At 57.4% G+C, this 15,475-nt stretch carries 12 protein-coding genes; 8 read left to right on the top strand and 4 right to left on the bottom strand.

Annotated elements, in window-relative coordinates:
- On the top strand, positions 1 to 403 hold a 403-nt coding region (locus RISW2_RS25100; protein WP_043774402.1), incomplete at its 5' end, for a hypothetical protein.
- A gap of 568 nt (positions 404 to 971) precedes the next feature.
- On the opposite strand, the gene RISW2_RS24235 is transcribed toward RISW2_RS25100, so the two are convergent.
- Genes RISW2_RS24235 through RISW2_RS20180 form a run of 4 tightly spaced genes read right to left on the bottom strand, consistent with a single transcriptional unit; the run spans position 972 to position 6,700 of the window.
- Positions 972 to 2,804: a TniQ family protein gene (locus RISW2_RS24235; protein ID WP_162164348.1), complete on the bottom strand. Its 1,833-nt coding sequence runs from the start codon at positions 2,802 to 2,804 to the stop codon at positions 972 to 974.
- A gap of 4 nt (positions 2,805 to 2,808) precedes the next feature.
- A complete protein-coding gene (locus tag RISW2_RS24230; RefSeq protein ID WP_084615491.1) occupies positions 2,809 to 3,798 on the bottom strand; it encodes a TniB family NTP-binding protein in 990 nt (329 codons plus the stop codon).
- Positions 3,798 to 6,149: a Mu transposase C-terminal domain-containing protein gene (locus RISW2_RS24225; RefSeq protein WP_156943910.1), complete on the bottom strand. Its 2,352-nt coding sequence runs from the start codon at positions 6,147 to 6,149 to the stop codon at positions 3,798 to 3,800. The genes RISW2_RS24230 and RISW2_RS24225 overlap by 1 nt, the downstream gene beginning before the upstream one ends.
- Entirely contained in the window at positions 6,146 to 6,700 is a 555-nt protein-coding gene (locus RISW2_RS20180) for a hypothetical protein (protein WP_051492196.1), read from the bottom strand. Before RISW2_RS20180 ends, RISW2_RS24225 begins: the two co-directional genes overlap by 4 nt.
- A 673-nt stretch (positions 6,701 to 7,373) precedes the next feature.
- On the opposite strand from RISW2_RS20180, the gene RISW2_RS24710 reads away from it, so the two are divergent.
- From RISW2_RS24710 to RISW2_RS20155, 7 genes are all read left to right on the top strand, one after another.
- On the top strand, positions 7,374 to 8,627 hold the full coding sequence (locus RISW2_RS24710) for a helix-turn-helix domain-containing protein (protein ID WP_156943909.1): 1,254 nt from the start codon (positions 7,374 to 7,376) through the stop codon (positions 8,625 to 8,627).
- Between the two features lie 536 nt (positions 8,628 to 9,163).
- Positions 9,164 to 10,237, top strand: a complete 1,074-nt coding sequence (gene dcm, locus RISW2_RS20175; protein WP_051492195.1) for a DNA (cytosine-5-)-methyltransferase — start codon at positions 9,164 to 9,166, stop codon at positions 10,235 to 10,237.
- A gap of 10 nt (positions 10,238 to 10,247) precedes the next feature.
- Positions 10,248 to 10,718 (top strand): very short patch repair endonuclease, encoded by a 471-nt coding sequence (locus RISW2_RS24220; protein WP_084615489.1) that lies wholly within the window; start codon positions 10,248 to 10,250, stop codon positions 10,716 to 10,718.
- Positions 10,719 to 10,730: 12 nt separating this feature from the next.
- A complete protein-coding gene (locus RISW2_RS20170; protein WP_043774399.1) occupies positions 10,731 to 12,359 on the top strand; it encodes an ATP-binding protein in 1,629 nt (542 codons plus the stop codon).
- A gap of 1 nt (position 12,360) precedes the next feature.
- Entirely contained in the window at positions 12,361 to 13,191 is an 831-nt protein-coding gene (locus RISW2_RS20165; RefSeq protein WP_043774395.1) for an HNH endonuclease, read from the top strand.
- Complete coding sequence (locus tag RISW2_RS20160; protein ID WP_244437675.1) at positions 13,188 to 15,011, top strand: DEAD/DEAH box helicase; 1,824 nt, start codon at positions 13,188 to 13,190, stop codon at positions 15,009 to 15,011. The genes RISW2_RS20165 and RISW2_RS20160 overlap by 4 nt, the downstream gene beginning before the upstream one ends.
- Complete coding sequence (locus RISW2_RS20155) at positions 15,008 to 15,442, top strand: EcoRII N-terminal effector-binding domain-containing protein (protein ID WP_043774393.1); 435 nt, start codon at positions 15,008 to 15,010, stop codon at positions 15,440 to 15,442. The genes RISW2_RS20160 and RISW2_RS20155 overlap by 4 nt, the downstream gene beginning before the upstream one ends.
- Positions 15,443 to 15,475: the final 33 nt, after the last annotated feature.

Raw genomic sequence — 15,475 nt, 5'->3', positions numbered from 1 at the left:
GGACTCCAAAGGGAGCAGGTCACTCGACGTCCTGCACGATCAGGTCCAGCGCAATGATGCGGAGCTGGCCGCGACCGACCTCAATACGGTTCTGCAAGCCCTATCCGCCTTGCGCCACCACGGGCCGCTGTCTGAGACGACCGCCAAGGAAATCGCATGCATCGAGGACCTTCTCGACCAGGCCATAACGCAGGAAACCCTGGGCCACCGAAACGTCTTCGACGGCACGGACGACCCCGAACTCGGAGCCGTCGGTCGTGTATGCGCTGTCCCTGTTCTTTCTGAAACGGGTGCTGCTCGCGACAGGCTACGGCAGGGCTTCCGGCAGATCCTCGCGATGCGGGACCTGCTGGCAGCCCGGGTCGATGCCGCCCTCATGATGAACGGCACAAAGGCCGCGTGAGGCTACCAGACAGACTGATGTGAGGGCGCGCCGCCACTCATGCAAAACTCGAAGGCCGCGGGGATACTCGCGGCCTTCTTGCTTTCGGCGGATGCAGACTGGCACCAAAGGCGCGTTTCGTGCGGAGAAGGGCGCCGATGCCGGATCGCATACGAGAAAATCACAAAAACTTCGGATATCGGTTTGCGTAGAGTTCTGTGCGGACCCATGTTCCAGTCAGTGTCGTTCCGGATCGAGAATTGCTTCGGCGCCTCCACAATAACGGCTTTTGGAGAGGTCTTCCCCAATAGCCGTCCTTAACTTGTCAAATGGCCGTTTTCTCCCGAAAATGGCCAATTATAGCTTGTCATCATAACTGTCGACGCGGCAATAGTTAAGCCAAAATCATCTATACGCCCAAAAATAATTCAATGAAATCAACATGTGATATCAGCGTGGACATGATTTTATCGCGACCGCCGCCAAAGCAACGGCCAAAGCCGTGCCAAACAAAATCGGGGAAAGGTTTGCCAAGATACAAAAAAGCCGCCCGGAGGGGCGGCTACGAAGAGGTCCGGATTTCCTTTTGTCAAAGGTCGGATCTTCGGAAGACCAAAGCTCTCAACCGATTTCGGGGAAGGATCGGTTCGACACCTGCCCGCTTCAGCGTCCACATCACGGTTCGAGGAAATAGACCATTCTCGTTTGCCAACTTTGCCAAAGAGACATAGCATTTTTCGAACTCAGCGACATCCTCCTCTGGAAATCGCTCACGGATCGATCCTCGTGCATTCTTGATTTTCTTCGAAGTCAAGAAGGGTCGTCCATCAGAATCCAGCGTTTTTTGGAGCCAGTTTATTCCGGACACAGGAATTCTTAGCCGTTCGCTGACCTCACGCAAGGTGTGACCGACCATAGCAGATTTTCGGGACATGACCGCTCTGATTTCGTCCGGATCGACCAAAATGGCTCGGAACCGCAAGTCTTCAGGAAGTACTTCGACGCGCGTCAACGAACGGTCAAGGACAAGCTTGATGATATCTGTGACGGTTTCCCGGACGACTTCCGATGCGGCAATGGCGTCCACCATGCCATAACCGCCCTTGCTCACCGGCTTAGCAGAACCACGAAGTCGGAGAAGAAAATCGTCAAGATCGTCTTTGGAGACTTGAGACGATAACCCACTACGTTTGCCGCGCCCGGGCGCAAGCTGCTTTATGATACCATTACGCACAAGCATTCGTGCCTGTGTCTGATTACAGTTTAGGTAAGAAGGAATCTTACTGATCGCGATAGAGTTTTTCATCCGGCTTGCGAGCTTTTCACCCTTTTCAGCCTCGAAGCTGACGCCGCTGTTCGCCTTCGCATCGCGAGGCACGAGGCCGATTTCGACGAGCGCGCTGCGCAAGGTAACGGGATGGAGGCCTGTCTCCCGAGCCAGAGAGGGAACAGAATGCCGAAGCCGCTTGGCGACGACCTTTCCAAACAGTTGTGTTCCAGGATCGACAGCCATGGTGTCCAAGATATGTTGGCGCACAACATCACGAATTGGCCCCGGATCTTTCTGACCCCTCGGGAATTGCAACCAACGATACAAGCAGCCGAAGGCTGCAGGAGCGCCACACGTCCTCTTGGCCTTCCAAGATTGTGAAGCGATCGCTTCCAATGCCTTGCCGATCCCAGAGGGTCCCGTGACGGCGGCTTCAAACCCTGCCGCTCCTGCGTCGTCCCACTGCGAAAAACTGAGAGAGTCCAAGTTCGTGTGAGCCCCGAAGAGCATACACGCCCCAATTATTTCGCATGCCCGTGAAGCCTGATCGGCATCTTGCCCATCCAGCCAGTCCGACTGTGCTAAACCCTGAAATCGTAGCTCGATGTAGCGCTGCAGTGGAGAAGCATTTCTCGGCTGCGATTTCGCTGCTTGCAATTCGAGCTCGGGATCGCAGGGCGCAACAAGATTCATGTCCTGAAACTGCTCGAAGAACCCCCGATTGCGCCGTCGATGCAGAGCGATGCGATGTTGTGGACATGTCCGAACCGGAGAAAAGGCCCAAATGACACGGCCAACGCGGCTATCTCCGCTTGCGTTAGCGACATTCGCGTCTTCGAGGAGGCAAGCCGGACAATAGGTCGTGTGTGTGCGAAGCGCAAAATTTGCTCCGAAAGTCTCGGCACGGTGGCGAAACGACCGGTTCCCGACCGGCCGAACACCGCACGCTTCGATGTCTTCCGCCGGAACACCGGTCAGGCCAGAAAGCCGCCCCACGCATGCAGCGTTCGTGTCAACCACGCTCTGGCGGCTGATTTCCATCATTTGCAGCCAATCGGCGCAATCAAGATTGGCATGAAACCTCGCCATCCGAGAGCACCAGGAAACCGTGGTCTCGCCCGCTATCGGTGGGAGTGTAGGCAGCATCAGCATGTGCTCACACCCTTTCCAGCTTCTTCTTCTGACGTTTTGTCCGAGCTTCCTCATACTCCTCTGCCTGTTGGTCGAGTTCGACCGACAGCCAGTCGGACACCAGGAAGACGTTGCTGTCCGGGTCATTACGGTCTTCTTTGACCCAAGCGACTGCAAAATGATCGATGGTGAGTATTTCGTCCCCATCCATCAGCGCACTTTCGATGGCATGGAGGATGAGCACTACCGCACGACCGAACCGCCTGCGGCTCGCGTGAATTAGGCGAGCGGCCAAGTCGTCTCCGAGATCAGCCCCGAGTCCGACCTCATCACAATACGCATCAATCAAGCCCAAGAGGCTTCCCTCGTCCGCGCCAAACTCAAGGTCGGAGGGACGAATCTTGGTGAAGCGACGGGAGACTTGGGGGTCATAGCCAATCACTTCCCCCAGTCGTTCTGTACCGCTGAGAATAGGAACCACCGGATGATCACCCTTCATCAGCGACTTGATCATGCGCAATGTCTTCTCGGTTTCCATCGCAGAGTCACCCAAAACCAAGTCTTGGGCTTCATCGAGCCAAAGAACGACAATCCCAAGCAAGGCAAGGCGATGCCGAACAGCCCTCCAGACCATGGCAGCCGTTGCTTTGTCGGAAACCCCAGACATTCCGCTGGCCTCGAGTATAGCAGTTCCCACACTTTTGAGGGTGGCATAAGGCGGGACATCAAGCGCAAGGTACCGCGGACAACCAGTTTCTGGATTGGGTGCCAAGATATCGATTTCCGACAATACGGATTTGATGGCGGTTGTCTTGCCTCCGCCAGAACCCTCAATCACCATGACGCCCCGGGCTTCGTTCCCGGAATAGCGTGCCGGGGCCGGAATCAGTTCACCGGCATCATCGACATCAAGACACCGGAGCAGATGCAGCCGTATCTCAGCATCACGCTCGTTTGGAACATACATCTCGCGAAGTTGTTTAACTTCAGAACGAATTTTGGCGATATCGTTCATCACTTCACTTCCTTCTTGACCGGAACCCACTTTGGCGCCGGAACGACATTAGTATTGATCGTCTTGGGTTTCGGATTGGCGGCCCCTCGCGCCGGCTTGGCACGCTTGGGAGAACATGCCGCAGCGGGCTTCGCGGCGGTGGACTTGGCTTTCTGGGCAGTCGCTGGCTTTTCAGTGCGAGCGGGTTCGCAAGGCGGGATCTCTTGGCCAGGTTCCTCTCCATCGTCCAAAAGCGAACCACCGTCGGCAATGTCGAAAGACGAAAAGAGCGATGCTTCGAGGTGCTTGAATTCCTTTTCGGAAATCGACGTGTCGAGAAGCCCAAAGGCCGCCGCCTTGTGCGCGGAAAGAGCCTCGATCTCATCGATCGCCCGAAACACCGCCTCCTCGTCCCAAGCTTTTCGCCCTGCCGACCGGGCACGAAGTGCTCGGCGGCTCGTCAGCCAGACGTGGAGGTTCACACCGGCGAACCGCTCATGAACGGCAGGAATTTCGCGCCATTCGCCATTAAGGAAAACCTCAATTGCCCCCAAGTCTTCTGCATCCCATCGGACATCGACCACCTTGGATCCGGGCCGGATGAACCACGCCCCGAGCTCTCGGTTATGATACTTGATGCCCATGACAACGATGCCCGACCTCGAGATTTTCCGTTTGTCACGAAGCCCGAATGCCAGCCTCTTGCTCCGCGTGTCTGGCAGAGCTCGGAGCGGATAGTTGCCGTTGGATATATCCGCTTCCCATTGCTCGCGCGGTGTGAGCCCTCCGAGACCAGCATGCGGAGAGTTGTGGTAAATATCGACGATCCAACGGACCAAGGCGAAGGCGACATCTGACGCGTCCAGACATGCGCGGTCTGTCGCGGGATAGTCACCCCTCTCCCTTGGATTGGAAAACGTTCGTCCGCGAAGCCGTGGCATAAGATCGAGAGCTGCCGTGTAAAACACGCGCTCGACCGTCCCGCGCATGCCCGGAATGCCGCCAATTGTCCTGAGGAACGACATCCCCAAGTCCATGCAGGTACTGCTGAACAGGTCTGCTTTGAAGGCTGGGCCATTGTCCGAGACAAGTAGTTCGGGAATTACCGCATAGGGCCATGGGCTCAGGGCACCCACGTCGTCTGCCCATTGACCTTTGTCACTCATCACCATGCGAAGGCATTCACGTGCTGCACTGGTGGTCGGATTTCTGGTGAGTTTAGCTCCAAGGATGACCTTTGTGCGACAATCTATTGCGAGAACCAGCCACCAGCGCGCTTTCTCCCCGTTGAGTTCCAACGCCTTTATGAAGTCTTCCCCAAAAACCTCATTGAGTTTTGCAGAAAAGATCATGGATATGAGGTCAATTCGCCACTCATCAATTTCGACGCGTTCACCAGGTCGGGAGACCTGCACGCCCTTCGCGACGGATCGTAATTTCTTTATTGCGTGATCACGGCCCCACCGTGCGATAAGGACCTTCAGAAAGTCGAGCTTACCAATCGTTGACAGAATGGCGTCACGCCCCGGAATATCCAGCAACTCTACTCGCTCTGCCGCCGGCTTATCCCTATTCTCAGCCTCGCGCCTCTGATTTTCCTTCCGGAATCCGCGCCGAACGTCTTGGACGGTTTGCTTTTTGGTCTTTCTCTCGGTTGTAAGGTAGCTCGCCTGAACAAGCTCCATCATCAGACCGAGCACCTCCGGCCTATAGGCAGAGGTCCTGTTCCCCGAATGCGAAAGATTGTCGACCAAGGCTGACAATCCGTGTTTCCGATATGCGGCGACAAACTTTCTGATCGTGTCCGAACTAAACAGGGTAACGGTTACTTCGGGCTTGCCGCCCCGCTGCTTCCGGCCAGCCTTCTCTATGCGCCGATCACTACGGTTCTTCCGTTCGTGCTCGAGCATCTGCTGCTGAGAGGCCACCTCTTGGAAGTAAGGCTTGATCAGCTCCTCAATCTTGTCTCGGGACTCTTCAATGTCTGTGGTGCTATTGCGAATTCCCAGTTCTTCGACTGCCATTACATGGGCATACCGGCTGAAGAACCGTGCCCTTGGCTTATCGGGAAGATCCGAAACCCTGAAGCTGACGTCTGCCAGCCCCACCGCCGGCCTCAGATCGGCAGGAAGGTAATACCCGACCTCATGCTTGACGCGCCCCATCGTGCTCAAGCGGCTTAGATTGGACATCGGAAACTGCTCGGCCAAACCAATCCCATCTGCAGGCACGAGTTCCACGTCTTCGCCGACGTATCTGTTCAAACGAAAGGCTTTGCCGTTGATCGTTATCCGATCATGCACGCCGATGCTGAACCCGGTCCCGACAGTCTTGACCTGGTCCGCCGGCACCATTCTGAATGGAACACTCAACTTACGGAATCCTTGCGCGAAACCAGCGTCGCCGGGGTTATCCGCTCGTTTTGGGGCACGAGCAGGTCACCGAAAGAAATGAGCTTCAGGAGCGCGCGGTAGCCACGTGCTCCGAGACCGAGATTGTCTGTCAGGGCCTTGATGCTGACGCGCCCCTGAAGATTCCCCACGAGCGCCCGGGCGGCATCTTCGGCATCTGGATCCCGATCACGAAGCGCAACGTTGATGTTTGCGTTGTGCAGCGCTTTTGCGTCAATATCCAGCTCAGTCAGCAACCGGACCGAATGGGCAAATTTCTTTTCCTGTACCCACCACGCGACTGTCCGCATGTGTTCGACAAAGCGACCCGACTGAAGGTCGATCGTCGGTTTGATTGTGCACGCAATACGCCGACCGTCGCCTTTCGTCACGACCATGTCGAAGAAATGCCGAAGCTCGTCCCGGCGTCCATAGACGAAGCGCACCTGCTCCCGCACATCGACAACGTCTGCACGCACGCTCTGCAATTGCAGATGGCACTGTTCGATCCAGGCCTCCGATACCGTTCGCATCCCGGGACCATCGCCAAGCACGGTGAAGCCTGTACAGTGCCCTTTCGACGCATTCGCGATCCTTCGGTCTGCCCGAGACGGTGCAGGCAACACTCTTCCCTCCGAAAAACACGGCATATTCGTTCTCCTTCTGCATAGAGAGGCCGCCTGCCGGCACGTCGGCCGACAGCGCCCGAAGGCTGCGGTCTATTTTTGGGGTTAGCGGCGACGCTCAGCCGATACGGGCTGGCTCCGCTCTTGAAGCTCCTGTCATTTCAAGGAGCCAGTGACTCAGTGCCAATGGATGAGCTATGGAAAGTCGCGACGTCCGATCGGGGTATCATCTCCGGTCCGTGGTTGCTTCGTTTCAAAAGCAATGTTGGCCACTCTTTCTCGCGACGAAGAATTTTTTTCCTTTGGGCGTTTCTCCTTCTGCTCAGTGATTCCCTCGCTAAGGAATCCGATCACGAGTCCTCTGGTCAACGCTGAGATACTTCTTTGTGCGCCGCGAGTGATGCGCCGTGCTGCCAACATGGCCTCAAGCATGGAACTCGCACGGCAAAACGCTGAAGCTTAATCCAAATTCTGAGGCGGAACTTTCCCGGACTATGGTGGTCAACAACCTATAAATTGTGCATGATGCGCTCAGCAGCCCCTCTATCTTGGGCCAGCTTCAAGAAGACGGAGCTTCACGGTGACAAAAGCAGCATCTTTTCGCACGCCAGATGCGCGGAGGACGGCGCTCAAGCTGGCTGAAACCATTGGCGTGAAGAAGGCGGCTCAAGAGCTGGGTTTACACCGAAACACACTGAACAACTGGAAGCGTCGAAAGAAGGAGCAAGGGACAAAGGGGTTGAAGCCCACACCCCGAAAACAGACGGCACATCCGCAGATGACGCCCGCCGCAACGGTTGAGGCCATAATCGACCTCGCTTTGGCGCATCCTTCTTTCGGCTGTTATAGGCTGAGGGAACTCCTGCCTTCGGATGATCGCCAAGTCTCGACAACGACGATCCAGAACATCCTGAACAGAAAAGGTCTCGGGACACCGCGGGGCCGCCTCATGGCCTTGGAGGATCGCGGAACCTTGGACGGCATGAGCGACGAGCAGATCGAGTTCGTCAACCGCATGAACCCGTGTTTCCCCAAGTGTAATGTCCGGAACCAGGGCCCCGGATGGGCGCTTGCGGCGGGGTCGTGGAGGATCCGCGTTGGCAGCTCTCCGAGCGATATGTTGCTGTTCACCGTCCTCGATGTCTGGACTGGATATGCGTTTTGCGTTGTGACGAATGACGACAAGAAAGAAAAGGCGCTCCAGAAGCTAAACCATCAGATTGCACGATTTTACCGCGGGTGGGGGTGCAAGGTTCAGTCCATATACCTGTTCGAAGGAATGGATGAGTCGGACAGTTCATTTCTCTCTTATGAGAACAGCCACTTTCTTTTCCAGATTTATCTGGCTCAAAACTTCATAGTGCGAAATCATCGGTCATGTTGCCTGATGAGGTTCCAAGAAATTATTTCAAACGAATTCTTTAAGCTTCTTGATGTCGACACTTTTCGATCAAACGTGGACGAGTTCGATCAGGCGCTCCATGGATGGCTCCGCTATTACAACGCGGAACGGAAGCATGAAGGCTATCCGCACAGCGGAAGGGCACCACTTCACCGTTTCAACTTGCGACCCAAGGTTCGGTCCCAGCGAAAGACGTCTGAGCGACAGCCTCACGAACCAGCCCGCTGCGGCACATCCGGCGCAGAAAATTCGCCATCTTGCGAGCCGACGCATGGCCGAGGTCGCTCGACAAATAACCTTCTCGATTTCATCGTGAACGACATTCCGGAGGTTACAATTCATCCCAGCAAAATTCACCCGCCGCCGTTCGATTTCCTCTGGTATTATTGCAACCGGTCCCGCGTTGGCCCAGCACGAGAATTTTTTTCGTGAAGGGGAAGCGGCTTATCTTTGGCTTTCGCCGCCGGCCCACGCCACTGCGGGCCCAGGCGAAAATGTCGGCGATGTCGCCACTCGGCCGTGCGGTTCGCTCCCACAGTTCCAGATGGAAAAGTTCCAGCCCGCCATTCTTAGTTTGCGTTTGAGGCGGACGCGGCTTTTTTGCGCAAAGATCCAGCGAGAAATCCATCTCGTGAATCCGGTGTGGGAGCGGGCCTGCATTCCCGCCGAGCTACAAGACCAAGAACTGGCCCGCCTACAACGAAGCGCAGAAGCAGCGCCGCACCTTGCGATCTGGTTCGATACGGACATGGTCTGGTTACCGCAGCCGACGGGCAGCAGGTTGACCCGAGCTTGTTGAGGACAAGGCTTGGGAGTATCTCCGATGCTCATGGCAGCAGGGCACCGTGAACCTGATCGTAAGCTTTGACAGGTACTTTTTCCATGGCATTGATAGGCCACAAGTTGTAGCGTCCGTGCTCTGAGACCCTGGTTCTCGTATGTAGGCGCTTAATTCTCGGAGAACACACATGGCCGCTTTTTCGCACGGTTTCACCTTCATCGACCTCTTCGCGGGCATCGGCGGCCTGCGCATAGGTTTCGAGGCGGTTGGCGGCACCTGCGTCTTCACCAGCGAGTGGAACAAGTTCTCGCAGCAAACCTACCGCGCGAATTTCGAAGACGGTCACGAGATCAACGGCGACATCACCAAGGTCAACGAGCGTGACATCCCCGCCCACGACGTACTGCTCGCCGGATTTCCCTGCCAGCCGTTTTCCATCGCCGGGGTGTCGAAAAAAAACTCGCTGGGTCGTGCCCACGGTTTCGCGGACGAGACACAGGGCACGCTCTTCTTTGATGTGGTGCGTATCCTCAGGCACCACAAGCCGAGGGCCTTCCTGCTGGAAAACGTCAAGAACCTCTTGTCGCATGACAAGGGGAACACCTTTCGGGTCATCCTCCATGCCCTCGACGAACTGGGATACGATGTCGATCACAAGGTGATCGACGCGCGCCACTGGGTTCCGCAGCACCGAGAACGCATCTTCATTGCCGGTTTCCGGCGTGACGTGCCTGCCGTGTTTTCCCTCGACGAGGTCATCCTGCCCGGAGGCATTTCACCGACACTTGCGGACATTCTACACCCGCAGGACGGTTCGGAGACTGTCGAGGAGCCTTATACAACCGGTCCCTTGGCCGAGGTGGGAAGCAAATATACGCTCACGCCCAACCTCTGGAAATACCTCCAGAACTACGCGGCCAAGCACAAGGCGGCAGGAAACGGTTTTGGCTATGGCCTGTGCCAGCCCCACAACGTCGCGCGCACACTCAGCGCCCGATATTTCAAGGATGGCAGCGAGATCCTGATCGCCCAAGACCACGGAACGCCGCGCCGCCTGACACCGCGAGAGTGCGCGAGGCTCATGGGATTCGACCGCAAGGGTTCGAACCGCCCGTGGAAGATCGTCGTCTCCGACACCCAAGCCTACCGGCAGTTCGGCAATGCTGTCGCCGCCCCGGTTGCCATTGCCATTGCCGAAGCGATGGCCCCGTGGATCACCAATACGGTCGCACTGCACCCCAAACGGGGGATGCGTGCCTGACAAGCCGCCCATGACCCGGTCTGCGATGATGTCGCGGATCGGTCCCAAGGATACAAAGCCCGAGATCATGGTGCGCAAAGGGCTGCACAGGCGGGGCTTCCGCTATCGACTGCACAGACGGGACCTTCCCGGAAAGCCGGACATCGTTCTGCCCAAGCATCGCGCCGTCATCTTCATCCACGGTTGTTTTTGGCACGGCCACGAGGGCTGCCATTATTTTCGCATCCCCAAGACGAATACAGATTTCTGGCAAGCCAAGATCGGACGGAACCGGGAAAGGGATGCTGCGGTCCGACAACGCCTTGTAGAGTCAGGGTGGCGCGTCTTAACTGTATGGGAGTGCGCAACACGCCAGCTGCCAGGTGATTTCCTGATATCGGTGATTGCAGATTGGTTGGCAGGCCCTGAAAGCGAGGCCAGCATTTCAGAGCAGGACTTTTTCTCACGTCTGGAAGGGAAGTCCGGCTCGCGTATGAAGTGAAAGAGCAGGAAGATGAACGACCTCATCAACGACCCGAATGCCGCGCGGCTCATCGTCGGACTCCGTGATACCGGTTACAACGTCAAGACTGCGGCGGCCGACATCATCGACAATTCGATCGCCGCGGGAGCCACTGCGGTGAACATCAACGTCGAATTGATGTATGACGGGCGGAAGATCGTCTATTTCGGTGACGATGGTCACGGTATGACGCGCGATGAGGTTCGTAATGCCATGCGATACGGTGCCGACGAGCGCGCGGACGCAAAGAGCCTCGGGAAATTTGGGCTGGGGCTGAAAACAGCTTCCAGCTCGGTCTGCAAGCGATACAGCCTTATTTCGAGGAAGTCGCCTGACCAAGAACTGGCGAAGTTGACCTGGGATCTCGAACATGTCGAGGCGCAGAACATCTGGGAAATGCTCGACGATCCGGTGACGCCCGATCAGGCTGATCTGTTCGAGGAACTCTGTGGTGATACCGGGACGCTCGTCGTCTGGGAAAACTGTGACCGTATCCTGTCGAAGGATTACGATCCCGGTTCAAAGGAAAAGGCCGCGATCAAGCGGCTGGCCGAAACCCTGGGCAAGCACGTCGCGCTGGTTTTTCACCGTTTCCTCGACACGTCGGATGAACGCGAACGGAATGTCACCATCCGGATCAACGGTGCCGATGTGGCCGCGTGGAATCCATTCTATCCGACCCGCTCCGACCAGGTGCTCGCAGAGTCGAAACAGAGGATCCTTGTCGAATTACCAGACGGCAGCGAAGCGGAAGCCGGTATCAAGGCGTGGATTTTACCTCACCGTCGCGACATGACAAAGGAAGAAGAGGCCAAATTCGCCCGCATTTCGAACCGGGCGCAGGGTTTTTATGTCTATCGCGAGGGGCGTCTCATTCAGGATGGCGGCTGGCTGGACGTATTTGGCGCACCCGAACCCCATACGTCGCTCCTGCGCATCGAATTCGACTTCACCCACGAATTGGACGAGGCCTTCCGTATCGACGTGAAGAAATCTCGCATCCTGTTCCATCCAGAACTGGAAGACGGACTTCGCGGCCTCCTGCAACCGGTCTACCGTGAAGCCGGCAACCGATATCGCCGCATCTCCCGCGATGACGCCAACAAAAAGGCGACAGTTGACCATGGAAGTTCCAACAAGAACATCGCGGCAACGGCGAACGTCGCCAAACCACAGGTGGCCAGCGCAGACCTGGTGAGCCAGACCGTCGAGGTGAACAACAAGCGCGGCGTAAAAATCCGGATCAAGGTTCCCGTTCAGGAACACGTCAATCCGGAGTCGATTTACGTCGAGGCGGTCACCACAATCACCAGTGGACACCTGTTCGAACCCGCCTATCGCAGTCCCGGGGTGTCGGATCACGTTCCAGGCGTCCTGCTAAACAAGCATCATGACTTCTACCAGAAAATTTACCAACGCGCCGCCGCCAGCGGATATGCCGTTGAGGGCATGGACCTGCTCCTTTACGCCTTTGCGATGGCGGAACAGAATAACACAGATCCGGAACTGGAGCCGGTGTTCGAGGACATCCGCGAGGAGATCTCGTCCAACCTCAAGAAGCTGCTGCGAAATCTGCCCGATCCCACTTCGGTGGAGCTGAACGAGGCTGACGAAGTCTGAGATGCTGTCAGCGCGCCAAACCCTCATCCGTGAAGAGCTGGAGGTTGGAACCGGCGCCGCGATCGGCATGGCCGTTGACGGATCGAAAACGCGGACCGGCCTGCGGATCTGGTTTGCGGATCTCGAGGAACGGCATGGCCCCGTGGCCGAGCTGCGTCCGCATGGCCTGAAGGGTTACGCGGTGACTTTGAGGTTTGGCGCATTTGCGGGCGAGGTTGTGCGTCTGATCGCCGGTGCCGTGCCCGAAGATGTGCATTTGGCACGGGCCCTCATCGCATCCATCGACAATTCTGTCGAGATCGAAATCCAAGGGCAAGACACAGCCGACTGGAAGATCACTTCCGGAGATTTCCGGATGACGGCAATTGTTCGAAACCTCCCGCGTGACCCGGAAATCGCGCTGACGCAAGTAAGCCGCGACACGATCGTGCCCATGATGGCCGCCATGGCCGAACTGATCGGATACGACATTATCGATGAGGTCGACCAAGGCGAGCCGGAATATGAAGGGGCGGAACTCGTCTCAACGGTCCGGCGCCGGGAACGGAACCCCCGCAACAGGCTCCTGTGCATCAGGCTGCACGGCGAAATCTGCGTCTGCTGTGGCGTCGACCCGCGCGCAACCTACGGCCCAGCAGGGAGCATCATCGAGGTTCACCATCTCGAGCCACTTTCACTCCGTAAAGAACCGCGCCCCTATGATCCCGCGTTCGACCTCGTGCCCCTCTGCCCGAACTGTCATCGCGCCGTGCACACGCGCCGCCCCGAACCTTGGTCATTGGACGAACTGCGCGAATTGATGGCCGATCCGATGGGCAAGGCAGCCCTGTGACCCTACCGGTCGACATGCCCCGCACGTTTGACGCGGTTGTCGCTGAATTTGGCGACCGGTTCAGCATTTCCGAGCGGGTCCTCGATCCGGCCCTGCGGATCGGCAACGGCCCCGTACGCCTTGCCGCCCGGTTGGGTGGCCTGCGGACGGTTCGTGGCGCGCAGACCTTTGTCGAGTCGCTCTCACCGCGCCACGCTTGGGTGCTGGATGGCGATACGATAAGGCCTCTGCCGCAGGATACGCCTGATCTGGTAGCCAAGATCCTTGAAGGTGCCGATCCGCAGGATGTCCCGTTTGCCTTGGGCATAAGGCTTACGCGGGAGCCGAACGAATTGATCCAGATCGAGGCAGATCCGGATGTGTTCCGGTCCGGCACGGGTGCCGCCGACGAACTTGGATCGGAGATGGCCATTCCCGGACTGGACGCCAAACTGTTTCCCTATCAGGCCCGCGGTGTCCAGTGGATGTGGCAGACCGCCAAGCGGACCGGAGGTTTGATCCTCGCGGATGAAATGGGCCTTGGGAAAACCCTGCAGATCATCGCACTCCTTTTGATGGATCCGCCTCCGCAAACTGCACCGGCGCTCATCGTCTGCCCGACAAGCCTGATCGCCAACTGGGTCCGTGAGATCCGCCGTTTTTCGCCATCACTCTCCATTCTGGTGCATCGGGGCGCGTATCGCGCTGGCATCTACCGCGACCTGCAGGTCGCCTCCGTCGTCATCACGACCTATGACACCATGGTCAACGACATTGCCGTGCTTTCGTCTTTGGAGTGGTCTTGGGTGATCTGCGACGAAGCTCAGGCCGTCAAGAACCCGGAGTCCAATCGTCGTCAGGCACTGGCCACCATTCCTCGGCGCTGCGCCATCCCCATGACAGGCACGCCCGTCGAGAACACCCTTCTCGACCTCTGGTCGCTGGTCGATCTGGCGGTGCCCGGAATGCTGAGCACACGAAGCGTCTTCGAGGTCGAGTTCCCAGATACTGTGGAAGCTGCTCAAAGCCTGGCGCGGCTGACCGACCCGGTAATCCTGAAGCGGCGGGTCGCCGATGTCGCAGGCGACCTGCCCGAACGGATCGATGTCGATCTTCCCGTCTCGCTCGACGACGACCTCGCCCGGCAATACGAATTGGTCAGGCAAACGACCCTCGAGAAATATCCTGTGGCCGGAGCGCTGGTCGCGACGCTGCAATTGCAACTGTTCTGCGCTCACCCATGGCTACGGAGCCGGGACGATGCTCAGGATCACGAAAACGCCGACGTGTTGGCAAATGACACAGTGCCCCTGATGACGCCGAAGATGGAGCGGGCCATTGCACTCCTGCGCGAAGCATTCATCAACCGGCGCAAAGTGATCATCTTTGCATCCTTCAACAGGATTGGAGACATGCTGAAGAAAGCCGGGCATGACCTGCCCACCGCGTGGTGGGGTGCCATCAACGGCAGCACTGCTCAGGAAGATCGCCAAGCCATCGTCGATGAGTTCTCGACCTTCGACGGTCCGGCCTGTCTTGTGCTCAACCCGCGCGCCGCGGGCGCAGGGCTGAACATCACCGCCGCGACCATCGTCATCCACTTCACGCCCGTCTGGAACCCCGCACTCGAGACGCAGGCCAGCGCACGCGCGCACCGCCGCGGACAGACCGAGCCGGTTACGATTTACCGCCTCTTCTACGAGAATACTGTGGAACAGGTGATGGTCGAGCGATCAGCATGGAAGAGTGAATTGGCGAACGAAACCTTGCCCGTGGCAATCCGCGACACCGAGGATCTGACACGGGCACTCCAGATGACCCCCAATGGAAATCCCCGATGAAGAAATTCCTCAAGACCCTCAGTGCCAATGATGTCGGCTCGACGGGAGCCCACATGGGTGGCATCCTCATTCCCAAGGGCGATGCCGAGCTTCTGGCATTCCTGCCGCGCTTGGACCCCAAAGAATACAATCCAGACGAATGGATCCAATGCGTGACGCCCGATGGGCGCGAACTTCGCCTGCGTTACGTTTACTACAACAATCGCTTTCACAAACCGAAGGGGACGCGAAACGAATACCGGATCACGCACCTCACAAAATTCCTGAGGATGGAAGGTGCCAAGGAAGGCGATACTTTCGAAATCTCCAAAGAGGACGGCGCCGCCCGCTACCTGATCAATGTTGTCAAAGCCGAGCAGGAACCCGACGAACCAGCCGACGATGGCCCCGTCCGCATCAAGATTTCTAATGGCTGGCGCCGCATACATTGACCATCGGCCGACCGGGAAACGGAAGACCGAGGG

The organism is Roseivivax isoporae LMG 25204, assembly GCF_000521865.1.
Lineage (GTDB): Bacteria > Pseudomonadota > Alphaproteobacteria > Rhodobacterales > Rhodobacteraceae > Roseivivax > Roseivivax isoporae.
Note: the sequence above shows the minus strand (reverse complement) of the source record. Positions and strands in the feature narration are given on the sequence as shown.